The following is a 15,680-nucleotide window of genomic DNA, read 5'->3' on the forward strand; positions in this document are numbered from 1 at the left end:
CTCCCGTGGCATCAGCATTCCCCGACTCCAGGTCGGTCATCCTCACCGGGGCCGCCTCGCCGCGCGGCATCGGTCGCGCGTCCGCGCACTACCTCGCCGGGCTCGGCTGGAACATCGGCATCATCGACCTCGACGAGGGGGCCGCGACGGCCGTGGCCCGTGAGATCGCCGACGAGCACGGCGTCACCGCAGCCGGGGCCGGAGCGAACGTGGCGGACGAACCGGAGGTGCGGGCAGCCTTCGACAGCCTCGAGGCCGCCCTCCCGCAGGTCGTCGCCCTGGTGAACCTCGCCGGTGTCTCCAGTCCCGTGCCGTATCTCGAGGTCACCGCCGAGGAGTGGGACCGCGTCATGGGCATCAACATGAACGGCGTCCACTACGCCACCCGGCGGGCCGTCGAGTCCATGGTCGGGCACGGCGTCGGGCGGGTGGTCAACCTGTCCTCGGTGTCCGCGCAGCGCGGCGGCGGGACGTTCTCCAAGACCGTCTACTCCGCCGCGAAGGCGGGCGTCATCGGCTTCACGCGCTCCGTGGCCCGCGAGCTGGGCGGGGCGGGCATCACCGTCAACGCCATCTCGCCCGGTCCCATCGACACGGACATCATGGGTGGCACGCTCACGGAGGAACGGAAGGCCGCCATGGCGGCCGACGGCGTCCTCCCGCGCATCGGCACCCCCCGGGACATCGCAGCAGCCATCGCCTACCTCATCAGCGAGGACGCCGGATTCGTGACGGGCCAGACCCTGAACGTCGACGGCGGACTCTACATGCACTGACATGGGCGACTGGTCGAAATCCCGCATCCTGTTCCTCGCCGTCGGCATCATCCTCGTCGGTATCGGGGCCTGGCTCATCTTCCCCTCACTCGTGGGCTGAGCCGCACACCACCACCACACCCACCGCACTAAGGAGAGTCCCATGTCCGCTACGGACGCGGTCAAAGACGACCTGGACAGCCCAGCGCTTGCCTCCGCCGTCAAGAAAGCCGCACGGCACCTGATGCCGATGCTCATCATCCTGTACTTCGTCGCGTTCCTGGACCGCACGAATGTGGGATACGCCGAAGCGGCCCTCGAGATGGACCGCGGCATCAGCGCCGGTGCGTTCGCCCTCGGTGCCGGCATCTTCTTCATCGGCTACGCGATCTTCGAGATCCCGTCCAACCTGCTGCTCAAGAAGTTCGGTGCCAGGTGGTGGCTCGCCCGCATCGCCATCACCTGGGGGATCGTCGCCTCGGCCTTCGCCTTCACCACCGGCGACACCATGTTCATCGTCCTGCGGTTCCTGCTCGGCGTGACCGAGGCCGGGCTCTTCCCCGGCGTCATCATGTTCCTCTCCGAGTGGTTCCCGAACAAGGTCCGCGTCCAGATGTTCGCCCTGTTCTACCTCGCGCAGCCCTTCTCGCAGATGCTCGGCAATCCGATCTCCGGCGCGCTGATCTCATTCGGCGACACCTACACCCCCTGGCGCGGCTGGCAGGTGATGTTCTTCACCGAGGGCATGATGGCGGTCGTCGCCGGCATCGCCGCCATCTTCTTCCTCATCGACAGTCCGCAGAAGGCGAAGTGGCTGGACAAGGACGAGAAACGCGCGCTGCTCAGGGTCATGGAGGCGGAGGACGAGGTCCGCAGCACGGACGGGCCGTCCGGCATCCTGCGAGCCATGGGCAACTGGAAGGTCTGGTACTTCACCGTCATCTACTTCTGCCTCCAAGTGGCCGTCTACGGCACCACGTTCTACCTGCCGCAGCAGGTCCGGCGCATCATCAGCCCGGACGCGGAGTTCTGGCAGATCGGCCTCATCTCGGCCATCCCGTGGTTCGTCGGCCTGTTCGTCTGCTACTTCGTGGGCAAGAATGCGAACACCATCCGGCGCCGGCGCACGTGGGGCACCATGTTCTACGTCTCCACCGGCCTGGCCACCATCGGTGCCGCGTTCGCGGGCGAGAACGGGCTGCCCGTCCTGGCGATCGCCTTCCTGGTGGTCTCGGTCTCCAGCTTCCTGGCCTGCGGTCCCATCACGTGGTCCTACCCGACGGCGTTCCTCACCGGCACGGCAGCGGCAGCGGGTATCGGGCTGATCAACTCGCTGGGCAACCTCGGCGGGTTCGTGGCCCCGATCATGCGCACCGCGATCGATGAACGCTTCACCACGGAGACAGGGCTCTACGGCACCATCTCGGTGGGCGTCTTCGCCTTCCTGGCCGCGGTGATGTTCATCCTCACCAGGAACATGCGGTCCCGTTCGGACGACCTGCTGGCGGCCGAGGAGAAGGCGGCGGCAGCACCCGGTCACTGACGGGAACGACCACCGGCGGCGGTACGCAGTCATCCGTACCGCCGCCGGTGGGCACCCTGCCCCCAAGCGTCCACCCACGGCACGACGGAGCGCTGCATGCCCACTGAAACGGACCTGTTGTCCGACTACCCGTCAGAAGTACCCATCTCCGCGGGAGAGGTGGCAGCGGCACTCCGGTCCTCCGGGCGTCCGCCGCGGATCTTCGTCGTCCTCGACGACGACCCGACCGGGACGCAGTCCGTCGCGGACCTCCCCGTCCTGACCCGGTGGGAGGTCGAGGACTTCTCCTGGGCGTTCCGCCAGGGGAAACCGGCCGTCTACGTGCTCACGAACACCCGCAGCCTCGACGCACCGGAGGCGGCGGCCCGGAACGAGGAGATCGTCCGGAACGCCCTCGCCGCAGCGGCGGCGGCGGCGGAACCCGAGGCCCTGCGACTCGGCTTCGTGAGCCGCGGCGACTCCACCCTCCGCGGGCACTTCCCCCTCGAACCCGACACGATCGCCGCGACCGTCCTCGACGCCACGGGGGAACCCACCGACGGCGTCGTGATCGTCCCCGCCTTCCCCGACGCCGGACGTGTGACGATCGGCGGCGTGCACTACGTGCGGGCACCGGACCTCGGCGAGGACCGGCTCGTCCCCGTGTCGGACACGGAGTTCGCCCGGGACGCCACCTTCGGCTACCGGAACGCCTCCCTCGCGCAGTACGTGGAGGAGAAGACCGGCGGACGCGTCCCGGCGGCGTCCGTGATCGTCCTGGACCTCGGCATCATCCGTGCAGGAAGCACCGGTGGCGGCGCCACCGCATCGGCCCGTGCCATCGCGGATGCCGTCGCCGGTGCGACGGGGGCCGTACCGATCGTCGCCGACGTCGTGACCGAGAACGACCTGCGCGCCCTGGCCCTCGGCCTGGAGGAAGCGGAACGCCGCGGCAAGAGGCTCCTGTACCGCGTCGGACCGCCCTTCATGCGGGCCCGGATCGGCCAGGACATCCGGGCGGAGCTCAGCGGCTCCGAGGCCTACGCGGGCACCGAGCCGTCGGCGGCGGGCGGGCTGATCGTGGTCGGTTCCCATGTGGGGGTCACGACCCGGCAGCTCGGCATCCTCACCGAGCAGCACCAGCGGGCGCACATCATCGGGATCGACGTCGAGCAGCTCCTGGGCGAGCGTTCGGCCGCGCATCTCGACGCGGTCGTCGAGGAGGTCGTCGACCGGCTCGCGCAGGGCGACGTCATCCTGCAGACGAGCCGGCTGCTGGTCCGGACCAGCGATGCCGCCGCCAGCCTCGGGATCGCCCGGACCGTCTCGGCCGCCGTCGTCGCCGTGGTGAACCGCACGCTGGCACTGTCCCCACCCCGGTTCGTGATCGCCAAGGGAGGCATCACCTCCTCGGACGTCGCCGCCCACGGGCTGCAGATCAGGCACGCCATGGTCCGCGGACCGATGCTCCCGGGCATCGTCAGCCTGTGGGAGCCGGTGGACGGACCCGCCAAAGGCATCCCGTTCGTCGTCTTCGCCGGCAACGTCGGCGACGATTCATCCCTCGCCGAGGTCACGAGGAAACTCAGCTCCACCTTCTGACCCCTCCCGACAGCTCCTACCCCAGCATTGGATGCGATCCCCATGACCGACAGCTACTCCGTCACAGTCCTCGGCCTCGGCGCCATGGGCCTGCCGATGGCCACCCGCCTCGCCACGGGCCTCACGGTCCACGGCTTCGACATCGCAGAACCGCGGCTCGCACTGGCGCGCGACGCCGGCATCCGCACCTTCGCCTCAGCGCAGGAGGCTGCGGCGGGCACGGACGCCCTGCTGCTCGCGGTCCGCAACGGCGAACAGCTCGACGACGTCCTGTTCGGTGACCAGGGGGTGGCCCCCGTGCTCAGGGAGGGCGCCGTCGTCATCCTCACCAGCACCGTCGGGACCGATGCGATCCCGGCGACCGTCGCCCGCCTCGCGGACCACGGCGTCGCCCTGGTCGACGCCCCGCTCTCCGGAGGGCCGAAGCGCGCCGGCGAGGGTGATCTCCTGATCGTGGTGGGGGCCGCCCCCGCTGCGCTTGAAGGGGCCCGCCCCGTCCTGGACCTCCTGGCGTCCACCCTGACCGTGGTCGGGGACAACCCCGGGGACGGCCAGGCGCTCAAGACCGTCAACCAGCTGCTGTGCGGCGTGCACATCGCCGCCGCGGCCGAGGCGATGGCCCTCGCCGACGCGCTCGGGCTGGATCCCGCCAAGACCCTCGCCGCCCTCGAGGCCGGGGCGGCCGGATCCTTCATGCTCTCCAACCGCGGACCGCGGATGCTCGAGGCCTACTCGGAGGAGGGGGCGGAGGTACTCAGCCGCCTCGACATCTTCGTGAAGGACATGGGCATCGTCGGCAAGGCGACCCGTGCCGCGGGCCTCGCCTCCCCGGTGGCCTCGGCTGCCGAACAGCTCTACCTGCTGGGCCAGGCGCAGGGACTCGCCGCAGCGGACGACTCGGCGGTGATCCGGGTGGTCGCCCCCGCCAGGCGTCCCTGAGGAAGCGCCCGCACCCCAGCCCCGCGTGCCGGCGCCGCCGTCAGCCCTGGGTCGCGGCGTCCTTGATGTGCGCCTCGAGGACGTCGCGGACGCCCGTCCAGGTCTGCGGTCCGTAGCGCTCGTTGTCCACGTGCCGCAGTTCGGCCTCACCGCTGAACATGCTGACGAAGTACTGCATGCCCTGCCACGCCGGGAAGGTCGCCTCCTCGTCCCTCGACACGCGACGCCCGATCCTGGCCATGCCGGACAGGATCCCCGTGGTGCCGGCCCACTGCGTGGTGAACGGGGTGCCGGTGAGTCCTGTCATGATCCGAGCGACGTCCCGTGCCGTGACGCGGTCCCCCGCCACCTCGACGACGCGGGGCGCGGCGTCGTCCAGCGCCACGTGCGCGACGGTACGGGCGACGTCGTCCTTGCTGGTGAAGTCCAGCACCTGGTCCGGCGAGGACCAGTAGAGCACCCGGCGCCGCGCGAAGAGGATCATCGGGGCCTGCCCGGTCAGCATGTCCGCGAAGGCGCCGTTCAGGACGGACGTGGCGCGGATCGGAGCGGCATCGAGATCGGCGGCGAAGTCCCGGCGCAGCTCGAAGTTGCGGTTGCTGCCCGGGCTGACGCGGCGGTAGTCCGCCGAGTAGTCGGAGGGGATGAACCGTGCCACGTCCGCCTCGACGGCCGCGGCGAGCAGCGCCCGCTGGGCGTCGAGGACGACCGACCGCGCGCCGCTGACAGCGGACACGACGACGTCGGTGCCGGAGAGCGCGGCGACGAGGCCCGCGTGATCCGTGTACGCGGCCTCCCGGACCTCCACGCGGTCCTGCTCCCCGAACAGCGCCTGGGCGGTCCCGCTACCCGGACGGGTGAGGACGCGCACAAGGGCTTCGGGATGGGCGGCGAGCAGCTCGCGGACGATCCGGCGACCGAGGTCACCGGTGGCGCCGGCGACGAGGAGGGTGGTCATGACGGGGTGCTCTTCTCTGTGGGAGTGGTGTCATCGGCGTCGGTCCGACGCCGACGGGAGGAGGGAACCGCGGGCACCGGTTGCCCGGCTCCCGCGGGGGTCCCGATGCACGATTCGGCGTCGCCTGCGTCGAGCGCGACGCGGGCCATGAGCCGGCGGAGCTGCGACTGCTCCTCCGCGTTGAGGCCGCGCAGGAGCACGCCCTCCACGTCGCGGAGGGCTGCCCGGGCCGAGGCGAGGAGCGCACGGCCGTGGGCGGTCGGCAGGACCTGGCGGATCCGGCGGTCCTGCGGATCCGGTCGGCGCTCGACGAGGGACGCGCGTTCGAGGGCGTCGACCACGTAGGTCATCGCGGTCTTGTCGATACCGAGCCGCTGTGCCAGGACGAGCTGCGAGGTCGGGGCCTCGGTGGTGATCGCCACGAGGACCTGATAGCCGCGGGGCCCGCCGGGTACATCGGCGACTGCACCCGTCGCGATGCGCGAGAAACCCTGCGACATCGCCTGGAGGGACCAGCCGAGTTCCGTCCGGATGCCTCCGGCCTCCCAGTCGATGCCTGAGGGATCGGGAGGGTCGGGGACAGGTGAAGCGGGCATGACGCAATGGTAGCAAGGAAAGATGATCTTAAACAAAGACGATCTGTGCGTAAGATGATCAAACATCCACCGGCCGGCTCGTCCGACCCCTGCCCGAAGGCCACCATGCCCCACGCACACCCCTCCGCACCAGAAACCCCCTCCATGGAACATTCCATCGATCAGACGGCCATCCGCCCGTTCACCCTGAACGTTCCGGACGCCGATCTCGACGACCTCCGCCGGCGCATCCTGTCCACCCGATGGCCGGACCGCGAGACGGTGGCGGATACGTCCCAGGGGCCGCGGCTCGAGAAGCTCCAGGCGCTGGCCCACCACTGGGCCTCCGTGTACGACTGGCGACGCACCGAGGCGCTGCTCAACGCGTGGGGGCAGTTCACCACCAGGATCGACGGGCTCGACATCCACTTCGTGCACGTCCGGTCCTCGGTGCCCGGGGCGCGGGCGTTGCTGCTCACGCACGGCTGGCCCGGATCCGTCCTGGAGTTCCGGCACGCCGTCGGGCCGCTGACCGACCCGGAAGCCCACGGCGGGAACGCGTCGGACGCGTTCGACGTCGTCATCCCGAGCCTGCCGGGCTTCGGGTTCTCCGGGAAACCCACCGAAACCGGCTGGGACACGCAGCGGACGGCCGGGGCCTGGGCCGTGCTCATGCAGCGTCTCGGCTATGAGCGCTGGTTCGCCCAGGGTGGTGACCTCGGTGCGTCCGTCACGGCCGAGCTCGCGGCACTGCAGCAGTCGCGGGACATCGGGCTCGCCGGCGTCCACCTCAACATGGCGCTGTTCATGCCGTCCGACGAGGAGATGCACTCCGCCTCCGACGAGGAGCAGGTGATGCTGCAGGAGGGCGGATACTACTGGCAGACCCTCTCCGCCTACTCTCAGCAGATGTCCACCCGGCCCCAGACGATCGGCTACCCGCTCTCGGACTCCCCGATCGGTCTCGCGGCGTGGATCTACGCGATGTTCCAGGACGTCGGGGGGTCGCACGACCGGCACGGGGATGCCGAGGCGGTCTTCACGCTCGACGAGATGATCGACGACATCATGCTGTACTGGCTGCCCAACACAGCGGCGTCGGCGGCCCGCATGTACTGGGAGGCGGGCAGGAACGGCTGGGCCAATCCGGGAACGCTCGAGGAGCCGCTCACGCTTCCCGTGGGACTCAGCATCATGCCCGGCGAGTACGTCCGCCGCTCACGCCGCTGGGCCGAGCGACGCTACACGAACCTGGTGCACTTCAGCGAGGTGGCGGACGGCGGGCACTTCGCGCTGCTCGAGCAGCCGGAGCTCCTCGTCGACGACATCCGTGCGACGTTCCGCCCGCTGAGGTAGGACGGCCCGGACTCATCGACTCCGTGGAGGAGGGTCACGACGGGTCCTGCGGATCGGCAGATTACCAGGTCACCGAGACCGGCATGATGGAGCACGCTCCCGACATCGGGACGGGACGGTGGATTGCCTACGCGTACGGGGGCCCGGTCGACGGACCAGCCTGGCGTTCTGCCGGCATCCAGTCCGGCAGTGCGGCGGTCAGCCGTTGCCGGCGGTCAGCTCTGAGCCGCCCCTGGCTCAGTCGAGCCAGTCCGGGCGGCCGGCGAGGCCGAGCCGGTAGCGCGCCGCGTCCACCGAGGGGCTGTGCGGCCCGAGGGCCAGCTGGAAGGTACGCAACTGCAAGCGGGTGCGCTGCAACCGGAGGCGATTCGCGAGCGAGCGGTCAGCGCGGCCGGGCACCCCGGCGAGGGGAGCCACGGACGGGGAGATGACCAGCGCGCCGGCGCTTGCGATACCGCTGTAGAAGATCCGCTCGGCCCGGTTCAGCCCGTCCGGGGCGGAGAGGAAGGTCAGCAGCTCGGCGGGGACGGGGTCGAGGTCGGGTTCCAGCGCGCGCAGTGCCTCATCGAGTTCCCGGCGGTTGACCGGGAGGTCCTCGGCTCCGAGGGTCCGGGCGCTGCGGGACCAGTCGGCGACGTAGGTGTCGGCCCAGGTGCGGCCGAACCGCGGTGCCAGGTCGTGCCCGACGGCCTCGTGGGCCCCGAGGAAGGCATCGGTGAAGGCGAGGTGCACCCACCGGAGCAGGGCTGGGTCGGAGGCGGAGTAGGCGCGGCCGTCGTCGGTGGTACCGCTGACCCGCCCGTGCATGCGGCGGACCCGTGCCGAGTCCCGCTCGGCAAGTTCCGCGGAGCCGAAGGTGGTGATGGTGAGCCAGCGCGCGGTCCCGGCGAGGCGGGCCCAGGGGTCGCTGCGGTAGGAGGAGTGCCGGGCGACTCCGGCCATCGCCAGCGGGTGTGCGCCCTGGCCGAGGAGGGCCGCGACGCCGCCGACCAACGTGGAAAGGCCACCGTGGACCTGCCAGACGACGCCGTCGGGTTCGAACAGGCCCGGGCCCTCCCCGACCAGGGCGATGTCGCGCACCCAGTCAGGTGCCCCGGTGGGGTCACCGGAGACCCGGGCACGGAACGCGCTGCGGACGCGGTGAGCCAGGTCGGCGGGGCGCGGGATCGAGCTCACAGGCATGATGCTCCAACGACGGCAGGTCGGGGACGACGGACACCCCGGTCAGGACTCCACTACGAAGCGTAGAACACGGCACTGACACGGCGACGGCCGAGTGGACCTTTCCACGGTCAGCAGGGTGTTGGTGCTTCGAGGTCGACGCCGGTGAGCAGGGCAGCTTCGACCGTGAAAGGCCAGAGGGGCCGGCACCATCTGCCGGCAGTAACGGGATTCCCCCGAGTTGGCTCTGAGCGGTTCTACCGTGCTTTGACGACAGGCAGGTCGGCCCACTTGGTGGTGTAGTGGGGTGAGAGCATGTCGCGTTTCATGGTCCAGTCCGACCCTGCTTTGAGACCGGCGTGGCCGAGGCCGATCGCTGAGCGCCCGAATTTCTGGCCGATCTGGTGCAGGAGTGGGCCCGTGTCCTTGCCCGGGCCCTGAACGGCGTTCGCCCCGGGATCCAGGTCAAGGGTCAGGAGGGTGTCCTGTGTCCCGACGGGCTGGAGATCGGTGATGATGACTCCGGCCCGGATGTAGGACACGCCTTCTTCGATGAGCGGCAGGAGCCGGTGTGCAGCACGGGTCAGTTCCAGGGGGTTGGCGGTGTGCGCCGGGAGTGGGATGCAGATGCTGGGCGAGCTCTTGGTCCCGGTGCTGAAGGGGGAGGTGCCGGCGAATGCGGTGAGCACCCTCCCCTGCAGGTTCTTGCGGGCCAGGCGTGAGGCAGCGCCCTGAGCGTAGACACTCAACGCCTGCTGCATCGCGTCCAGAGTGCTCACGGGGCTGGCGAAGGAACGGGAGTAGAGGACCTGTTCGCTGCTGCCGGCGGACTCACTGGAGACGATGCAGGATGTGCCCTGCAGTTCCAGGACGGTGCGCATGAGGACCACGGAGAAGCGTTTCCGGATGACGACCGGATCCGCGGCAGCCAGGTCCCAGGCACTGTCGATGCCGATGGCGTTCAGGCGTGCCGCGTTCCTGCTGCCGACGCCCCAGACGTCGGTGACTTTCAGCCTCCGCAGCAGGGCTTGTCGCTGGTCCTGTGGGACGAGGTCCCAGTGGCAGACCCCGTCGAAGTGGGGATTGCCCTTCGCCCATCGGTTGGCGAGTTTTGCCAGGGTCTTCGTCGGTGCGATGCCCACGCACACGGGGAGCCCGGTGTTACGCCGGACGGTGGTCCTGATGGTCCTGCCCGTGGCGTGCTGGTCCTGGTGGGTGCCGCCGAGGGTGAGGAACGCTTCGTCGATGCTGTAGATCTCGAGGTCGGTGGTGTGGCGTCCGAGAATTTCCATGACGCGGGCGCTCATATCCCCGTACAGCTCGTAGTTGCTCGAACGGACCTGCAACCCCCAGTTCTTGGCCTGCTCAGCGATCTGGAACCAGGGGGCGCCCATCGGGATCCCGAGGGTCTTCGCCTCGGCGCTACGGGTGATCACGCACCCGTCATTGTTCGACAGGACCACCAGGGGCCGTCCCTCCAACGACGGGTCGAAGGCCCGCTCGGAGGAGACATAGAAATTGTTGACATCCACCAGAGCGAAAACCTGACCACGTCGGGTGCTCGGGCCGTTCGAACCAGGAGAGCGCGCGAGAATGCCGGGGTCAGACATGGTGGAGGCATCGGGTGACTACACCCCAGATGACCAGGTCATCAGGGTCGGGCACGGGGATGGGCGGGTAGGCGGGACTGGCTGCAACCAGCTCGACACTGGCACCTGCGCCACCGTCTCGCCCGATGATTGTGCTGGTGTTGGACTGGATGACGCGGAGTCGTCGGATGGTGAGTTCCCCGTCGAGGACGGCGACGACGACGGATCCGTCCCTGGGCTGCAGGGCGCGGTCGACGATCAGTTCGTCCCCGTCGGAGATGCCTGCGCCGTCCATCGCATGCCCGGACACACGCACGATGTAGGTGCTGGTGATGTCCTTGATGAGGTGCCGGTTCAGGTCGATCCGGTCCTCGAACCAGTCCTGGGCAGGGGACGCGAAACCTGACGGCATCAGCTCCGTTCGGGCTGCCGCTGGAGCAGGCCGGCCAAGAGCCGTACCTGATGCGCCGAATTCATCCATGACCTGCCGCACCCTTTCGTCCAGGGCGCAACAGCCCAAACCACTGATCGTAGACTGCATCACCGACACGGGCGTGAACCAGTCCCCCGGCCCGAGGTGATCCAACAGCTTCGTGAGCTCCGGCCTTTGATGAAAGGATCCGGAAATAGTGTCGGCAAACACCCGACAGCAGCAGTCAGCGCGTCGACCTGCAGCGCGGCGTCCTGGGCGAGCTTCTACGTGCTGCCTCTCGGTATCGCAGACGTGTGTAGTGAATACCTTCGTATTTGGCACTCTGGATGAGGGCGTCGACGACATCCCGGACGAGTAGAGTCTGTCGCGGTTAGTGCACCATCACCGGGCACTTGCTAGGGCGGATCATCTGGGAATCAGCCACGTCCGTATCTATCGGAACTGTTCTTCCTCGCTCATGCCGGTGAGAGGTGTTCCGGTGGAGGACCGACAATACGACGTCCGCCTCGATCACCTAGGGCTTAGCGGATCTAGTTGGACCCACATCCAGCTGCCCATTCCCGGTTCAGTATCGCGAAAGCAAACTCGCTTCCCCATGCTCCATTGAAGAAGATGTTCTCGTGGAAATACGCCTCCCTCCGCATTCCCACCCGGTCGAGAAGCAGGGCGGCGGGATGATTGAGGGCGTCGGTGACCGCGGTGAGGCGGCGGAGGTGCAGTGTCCCGAAGGCGTATCCGAGCAATCCCCGAACTGCCTCAAGGCCATAGCCGTTCCCCTGATGTTCGGGCGCGAGGGTGAACCCCACTTCGGCCATACTCGGTTCGGCGTCATCTACCTTCAATGCGAGGTCGCCAATGAGTACGCCGCCCTCTTGCTCCTCGAGGGCGAACTGGTACCACTGCCCCGGCACGCCCGGCAGAGCACCCTGCATCGAGTCGATAAGGGCTCGGCCCTGTCCGATGGTGTAATTACTCCAGCTTTGGTACCGCTCGACGTCGGGATGGGCTCGATATGCGGTGAAGGTCCCAGCGTCCCCTGCAACAAACGGACGGACGCGAAGACGGGGTGTTTCGAAATGGACAGGGATGGACCCTGATCGAGAGCTCTGATTGATGGTCATCCCATTTCTCTTCCTGCATGACGGTTGGCTTTGCTGGTTGTTACTGCAGTGGCTGAAGGTGCCCCGGGATGAATGATGCACCGGCTTCATTCACACAGTACGGGTGCAAACCTTTCCAACCTGGTGGCGGCCAGTTAGTCGCTCCCTTGGGTTGAAGCCGCGTTGATGTCCGGCCGCGTGAGGCCGTGTTGCTCCGCCAGTTCGTTCGCGGGACCGGTGGGACACCTGTCGGTAGAGAGGAAGCCCAGCGTTTCGGGGTCTGCTCCGGTGATCATGCGCGGCAGCCGTTTGACGATCCGCTTGCGCATCGGGCAGGGACAACTATTCCTCGTCATTGCGGGACCCCTGGAGGGGCCGCTCAGGCAGGACCGGGCGCTACGACCTCGGTGAGCATATCCAGTGCGTCAGGGCTTGCAGCGAGCTCAATCTTGCCACCATCAGTTAGCAAGGTCACGGCTAGGTATAAATACGCCGGCAGGTATTTGCGTTCTTTGCCAATGATCTTTCGGCGGTCCGGAAGAACTCTCTGCACCTTCAAGTCAGTCGCTCGTCCTGACGGCTCCAAGCTGTCGTAGACAGCGGGCTGGAACCGGATCGATCCGGCGTCGGGAGTTGCAACGCCCTGGTTCCAAATCCCGCTGAGCGAACCTGCACGAGATTCCGGGTAGCGAATGAAGGCCTTGAATTGTCCGTGTTCGTCGAGCCTCCGTTTGGTCCTGCGCACATTCCGTAACTGGAACATCGCGAAGAGCCAGTAGATCAAGGTGTACATGAAGCCACTGATCAGGGCATCGACCAAGCTACGTTGGCTGACGACTAGCCAAACGGCAGTTGCAAACACGAAGAAGATGACATAGCCGAACGCCAGTGCCATGTAGGGGTGCCGTCGGACCCAGTTTTTCATTTCGACATCCCGTCGTGGGACAGATCAGTGGTGCGACTCATCGGACCCGCGCCTTGATCTCAGGTGCATCATTTTCTGCTGGAAGTTCCGTCTTCAAGGCGCTCCTCCTGTTTGGCAAAGAGCAGAACGCCAAGCGCGATCATGCTTCCGGCGAAGACACTACCCAACTTTTATAGGTGCATAGGATCCCGCTGAGGGCGTGCTGGTCGAGGGTCAGTCGATTGGCCATGAGCCGGGCATTTTCCGCTCACTCGCTCTAGTGACATAGATCAGCAGAAAGATTGCTAGACCGATCGTTGGCGGCCAAAACCCGACGAAGCGTATTGCTGTCGCACAAGCGACGACGAACAAGACACCCATAACGACCTCAACGATGCGATCCCGACGTGGCTTGATTCTGACCAAGTAAAGTCCGACAGCTACACCTGCGAGAGCACATAGAACGAAGCTCAGGATCATCTGTCCCTCCAGAGGAATGGGCGATGGCGACAACCTGGCATTGAGGTTATGCCAGTAACCCTGAAAGCCAGCAGGGCTTCCCCTTCAGACCGCTGGCGGATCCGCTTAGAGTGCGCCGGCGAGAGAATGGCCATTCCTGCATGCCGACGCAGCAGGGCGACGTCTGGCGCTGATACATCAAGCGCCGTTGAGTCGCCACCATCAACACTGACAACCAGAACCCGCGGTACTAGGCTCCGGATATGTCAAAGCGATCGGCCTTCCGAAATGACTTCCCCCGCGTCACCTACGTGGTGCTCGGGGCCCTCATAGGAACGAACGCGTTGTTCAACCAAGTTTCACAACCGGTATGGGTGGCACTCAACGCGCTGGTCATCGTCGTCAGCTTCGGCCTCGCCATCGCCAACTTCGTGGGATTAGTCCTACGGCGACACCGCCGGGAGCACACGGTCGCTGAAACTCCTAACCAGTGAATATGCCCACATCTGATGTGCAGGGTTGCCAGTAGCACCATGAGGAACTTAGGAGGATAGACATGTCGGAAGAAGGTTCCGGCTGAGCGATGGCGCACCATACCTAGCTAGTAAACCCTCGTCGGGATTACTCACGATTGATTGACGTCCGCCAATAGACCGGGTCGGACCGGGTTTGAATGATGACCCCAGTCATGAGTAGTGCTACGGCGATCAGGCTGATCGGTAGGACTGTATTCTGGCCGAAAAGTCCGATGATCACGGGGGACAGTACTGTCAATACGGACAGAATGAAGAAGCAGTTGGCAATACGCTTCATTTTGCGTTGCCGTGCGAATGCGGCCGGGGAGAAGCCTTCCACTGATCCGCTTCCTTCGTTCTAGGGCATTCCAGCGCTGGTCATGGTCAAGCCTTGACTGTACCGCCGACCCACCCCTCCCGAAGGTCTACTGACGTTTCCCTGAGCGACGTCAACCGGTCATTGTTGGTGCATCCTGTTGAGATGCGATCCGGGACGCGAAGGTGGAATGACACGGTTACGTCAGTTGTGGTGTTACTTAACGACCTGGATCCCTACGGTCTGGAGCCGGGCACGGCAGAGGGTGCACCTCAGGACGAATACGCACCCGAAGCTAGCCCCATGGCACGTTTGCTCCTGAATCACGGATCAATCAGCAGTGACGAAGTGGACGCGATCTGGTTGGAAGGGTTCCAAGAACCTCTCAGCGAGTTCATCGGCGCTGAGGCAATGAACCGCTTCTGCGCCGAGCTCAACTCATTGCCAGTCTCGACCTGATGCTTGGGCTCTGCCCGCAGGCCGATCGATAAACGGGACGGCCCGGTGTTGACCGCGTTTTGGCTTACACCTGTGACGTCCTCGGCTTTTTGACCTCTTGCTCGATGAAGTTGAGGATCCGGTGCAGGTCTTTTTTGCCCTGGCCATAGTCGAACAGTGTCGTACCTAGCCGCGGTTCAGACAGGGCGTCGATAGTGGTGCGCCCTGAATCGTCTTGAGTGAGTAGCAGGGTGATGCGCAGACCCCATGTCTTCCAGTTCATTCGAGCACTGAAGACTGCTCGATTGGAAGACAGCTCGACGAGTTGGTAGCGGTTCATCTGGTCGGTCACTCGACTTGCTGCTTCGACTACCCTTTCGCGGGCCGCGTCGAGGAGCAGGGAACCTCTTGTACGCGCCTGATAGGAAGTAAGCCCATAGGGATCAGTCATGGACTGAAGCTAGCAGTCGGGCCGTCCAGTGAAGGATCGGCCTACGGGCAGTTTCGTTGCGCAGGCTGCACTTCGCTGCAACACTCACATTTCCGGATACACCCGGGGCAGCACGCGGAGCCAGCTCGCGCAGCAGCAACTCGACGCGTTAATCGCCGCCTATGAGGAGACCCACTGATGCCTTTGCTCTTCTCTTACGGGACGCTTCAGTTTCCGTCGGTCCAGAGGGCTCACTTCGGCCGGCTGCTGGAGGGCGCCCCGGATCAGCTGCCCGGTTTCAGGCTCGAAATGCTGGCTATTCGTGATCCCGCGGTCATCGCGACCAGTGGCACTGATACACATCCGATCCTGCGCCCGTCAGGTTCCTCTTCAGACGCCGTGCCGGGCACCGTTTTCGAACTGTCGGCTGAGGAGCTGAGGGCTGCGGACTCGTATGAGGTCAGTGACTACAGAAGGATCGAAGTTCGACTCCAGTCAGGTGTGGATGCCTGGGTGTATATCGATGCAGCACACCCTGTCGTTACCGGTTCGCCGGTTTCGGATGACCCTGATCCTTCAGGGCCTTAGGACAAGGTGCCGCCGCTGCTCGGGCAGATTGCGGTGCCGC

The 15,680-nt window shown here is 66.2% G+C and carries 18 protein-coding genes; 8 read left to right on the forward strand and 10 right to left on the reverse strand.

Annotated features, from left to right (window positions below; translation table 11 throughout):
* Positions 1-5 precede the first annotated feature (5 nt).
* From V6S67_RS16675 to V6S67_RS16690, 4 genes are all read left to right on the forward strand, one after another.
* Positions 6-776: an SDR family NAD(P)-dependent oxidoreductase gene (locus tag V6S67_RS16675; RefSeq protein ID WP_334211298.1), complete on the forward strand. Its 771-nt coding sequence runs from the start codon at positions 6-8 to the stop codon at positions 774-776.
* A 142-nt stretch (positions 777-918) separates the two neighbouring features.
* Positions 919-2,298 (forward strand): MFS transporter, encoded by a 1,380-nt coding sequence (locus V6S67_RS16680; protein ID WP_334211299.1) that lies wholly within the window; start codon positions 919-921, stop codon positions 2,296-2,298.
* A 96-nt stretch (positions 2,299-2,394) separates the two neighbouring features.
* Entirely contained in the window at positions 2,395-3,879 is a 1,485-nt protein-coding gene (locus V6S67_RS16685) for a four-carbon acid sugar kinase family protein (protein WP_334211300.1), read from the forward strand.
* 42 nt (positions 3,880-3,921) lie between these two features.
* The gene (locus V6S67_RS16690) at positions 3,922-4,818 is read left to right on the forward strand and encodes an NAD(P)-dependent oxidoreductase (protein ID WP_334211301.1); all 897 of its coding nucleotides are present in this window, start codon (positions 3,922-3,924) and stop codon (positions 4,816-4,818) included.
* 40 nt (positions 4,819-4,858) lie between these two features.
* On the opposite strand, the gene V6S67_RS16695 is transcribed toward V6S67_RS16690, so the two are convergent.
* Together V6S67_RS16695 and V6S67_RS16700 are read right to left on the reverse strand one after the other, a co-directional pair.
* Positions 4,859-5,776 carry an NmrA family NAD(P)-binding protein gene (locus V6S67_RS16695; protein WP_334211302.1) on the reverse strand — a complete coding sequence of 306 codons (918 nt, stop codon included), beginning with the start codon at positions 5,774-5,776 and terminating at the stop codon, positions 4,859-4,861.
* Positions 5,773-6,372 carry a MarR family winged helix-turn-helix transcriptional regulator gene (locus tag V6S67_RS16700; protein ID WP_334211303.1) on the reverse strand — a complete coding sequence of 200 codons (600 nt, stop codon included), beginning with the start codon at positions 6,370-6,372 and terminating at the stop codon, positions 5,773-5,775. The genes V6S67_RS16695 and V6S67_RS16700 overlap by 4 nt, the downstream gene beginning before the upstream one ends.
* A 144-nt stretch (positions 6,373-6,516) precedes the next feature.
* Here V6S67_RS16700 and V6S67_RS16705 point away from each other — a divergent pair, with 144 nt between their 5' ends.
* On the forward strand, positions 6,517-7,707 hold the full coding sequence (locus tag V6S67_RS16705; RefSeq protein WP_334211304.1) for an epoxide hydrolase family protein: 1,191 nt from the start codon (positions 6,517-6,519) through the stop codon (positions 7,705-7,707).
* Between the two features lie 237 nt (positions 7,708-7,944).
* Here V6S67_RS16705 and V6S67_RS16710 read toward each other — a convergent pair whose 3' ends face one another.
* From V6S67_RS16710 to V6S67_RS16735, 6 genes are all read right to left on the reverse strand, one after another.
* The gene (locus V6S67_RS16710) at positions 7,945-8,883 is read right to left on the reverse strand and encodes an oxygenase MpaB family protein (RefSeq protein WP_334211305.1); all 939 of its coding nucleotides are present in this window, start codon (positions 8,881-8,883) and stop codon (positions 7,945-7,947) included.
* Positions 8,884-9,125: 242 nt separating this feature from the next.
* On the reverse strand, positions 9,126-10,400 hold the full coding sequence (locus V6S67_RS16715) for a Y-family DNA polymerase (protein ID WP_334211306.1): 1,275 nt from the start codon (positions 10,398-10,400) through the stop codon (positions 9,126-9,128).
* Between the two features lie 70 nt (positions 10,401-10,470).
* Positions 10,471-10,869: a LexA family protein gene (locus V6S67_RS16720; RefSeq protein ID WP_334211307.1), complete on the reverse strand. Its 399-nt coding sequence runs from the start codon at positions 10,867-10,869 to the stop codon at positions 10,471-10,473.
* A 551-nt stretch (positions 10,870-11,420) separates the two neighbouring features.
* Positions 11,421-12,011, reverse strand: a complete 591-nt coding sequence (locus tag V6S67_RS16725; protein WP_334211308.1) for a GNAT family N-acetyltransferase — start codon at positions 12,009-12,011, stop codon at positions 11,421-11,423.
* Between the two features lie 134 nt (positions 12,012-12,145).
* On the reverse strand, positions 12,146-12,319 hold the full coding sequence (locus V6S67_RS16730) for a hypothetical protein (protein ID WP_334211309.1): 174 nt from the start codon (positions 12,317-12,319) through the stop codon (positions 12,146-12,148).
* 50 nt (positions 12,320-12,369) lie between these two features.
* Positions 12,370-12,885: a hypothetical protein gene (locus V6S67_RS16735; RefSeq protein WP_334211310.1), complete on the reverse strand. Its 516-nt coding sequence runs from the start codon at positions 12,883-12,885 to the stop codon at positions 12,370-12,372.
* 731 nt (positions 12,886-13,616) lie between these two features.
* On the opposite strand from V6S67_RS16735, the gene V6S67_RS16740 reads away from it, so the two are divergent.
* On the forward strand, positions 13,617-13,847 hold the full coding sequence (locus tag V6S67_RS16740) for a hypothetical protein (protein ID WP_334211311.1): 231 nt from the start codon (positions 13,617-13,619) through the stop codon (positions 13,845-13,847).
* A 127-nt stretch (positions 13,848-13,974) separates the two neighbouring features.
* Here the strand turns inward: V6S67_RS16740 and V6S67_RS16745 are convergent, their stop codons facing one another.
* Complete coding sequence (locus tag V6S67_RS16745; protein ID WP_334211312.1) at positions 13,975-14,208, reverse strand: hypothetical protein; 234 nt, start codon at positions 14,206-14,208, stop codon at positions 13,975-13,977.
* Between the two features lie 279 nt (positions 14,209-14,487).
* On the opposite strand from V6S67_RS16745, the gene V6S67_RS16750 reads away from it, so the two are divergent.
* Positions 14,488-14,643, forward strand: coding sequence for a hypothetical protein (locus V6S67_RS16750; protein WP_334211313.1), 156 nt, complete (start codon positions 14,488-14,490; stop codon positions 14,641-14,643).
* A gap of 64 nt (positions 14,644-14,707) precedes the next feature.
* Here the strand turns inward: V6S67_RS16750 and V6S67_RS16755 are convergent, their stop codons facing one another.
* Positions 14,708-15,073, reverse strand: a complete 366-nt coding sequence (locus V6S67_RS16755; RefSeq protein ID WP_334211314.1) for a hypothetical protein — start codon at positions 15,071-15,073, stop codon at positions 14,708-14,710.
* A gap of 177 nt (positions 15,074-15,250) precedes the next feature.
* Here V6S67_RS16755 and V6S67_RS16760 point away from each other — a divergent pair, with 177 nt between their 5' ends.
* Positions 15,251-15,640 (forward strand): gamma-glutamylcyclotransferase family protein, encoded by a 390-nt coding sequence (locus tag V6S67_RS16760; protein ID WP_334211315.1) that lies wholly within the window; start codon positions 15,251-15,253, stop codon positions 15,638-15,640.
* Positions 15,641-15,680: the final 40 nt, after the last annotated feature.

The sequence above is a fragment of the Arthrobacter sp. Soc17.1.1.1 genome (assembly GCF_036867195.1).
GTDB lineage: Bacteria > Actinomycetota > Actinomycetes > Actinomycetales > Micrococcaceae > Arthrobacter_D.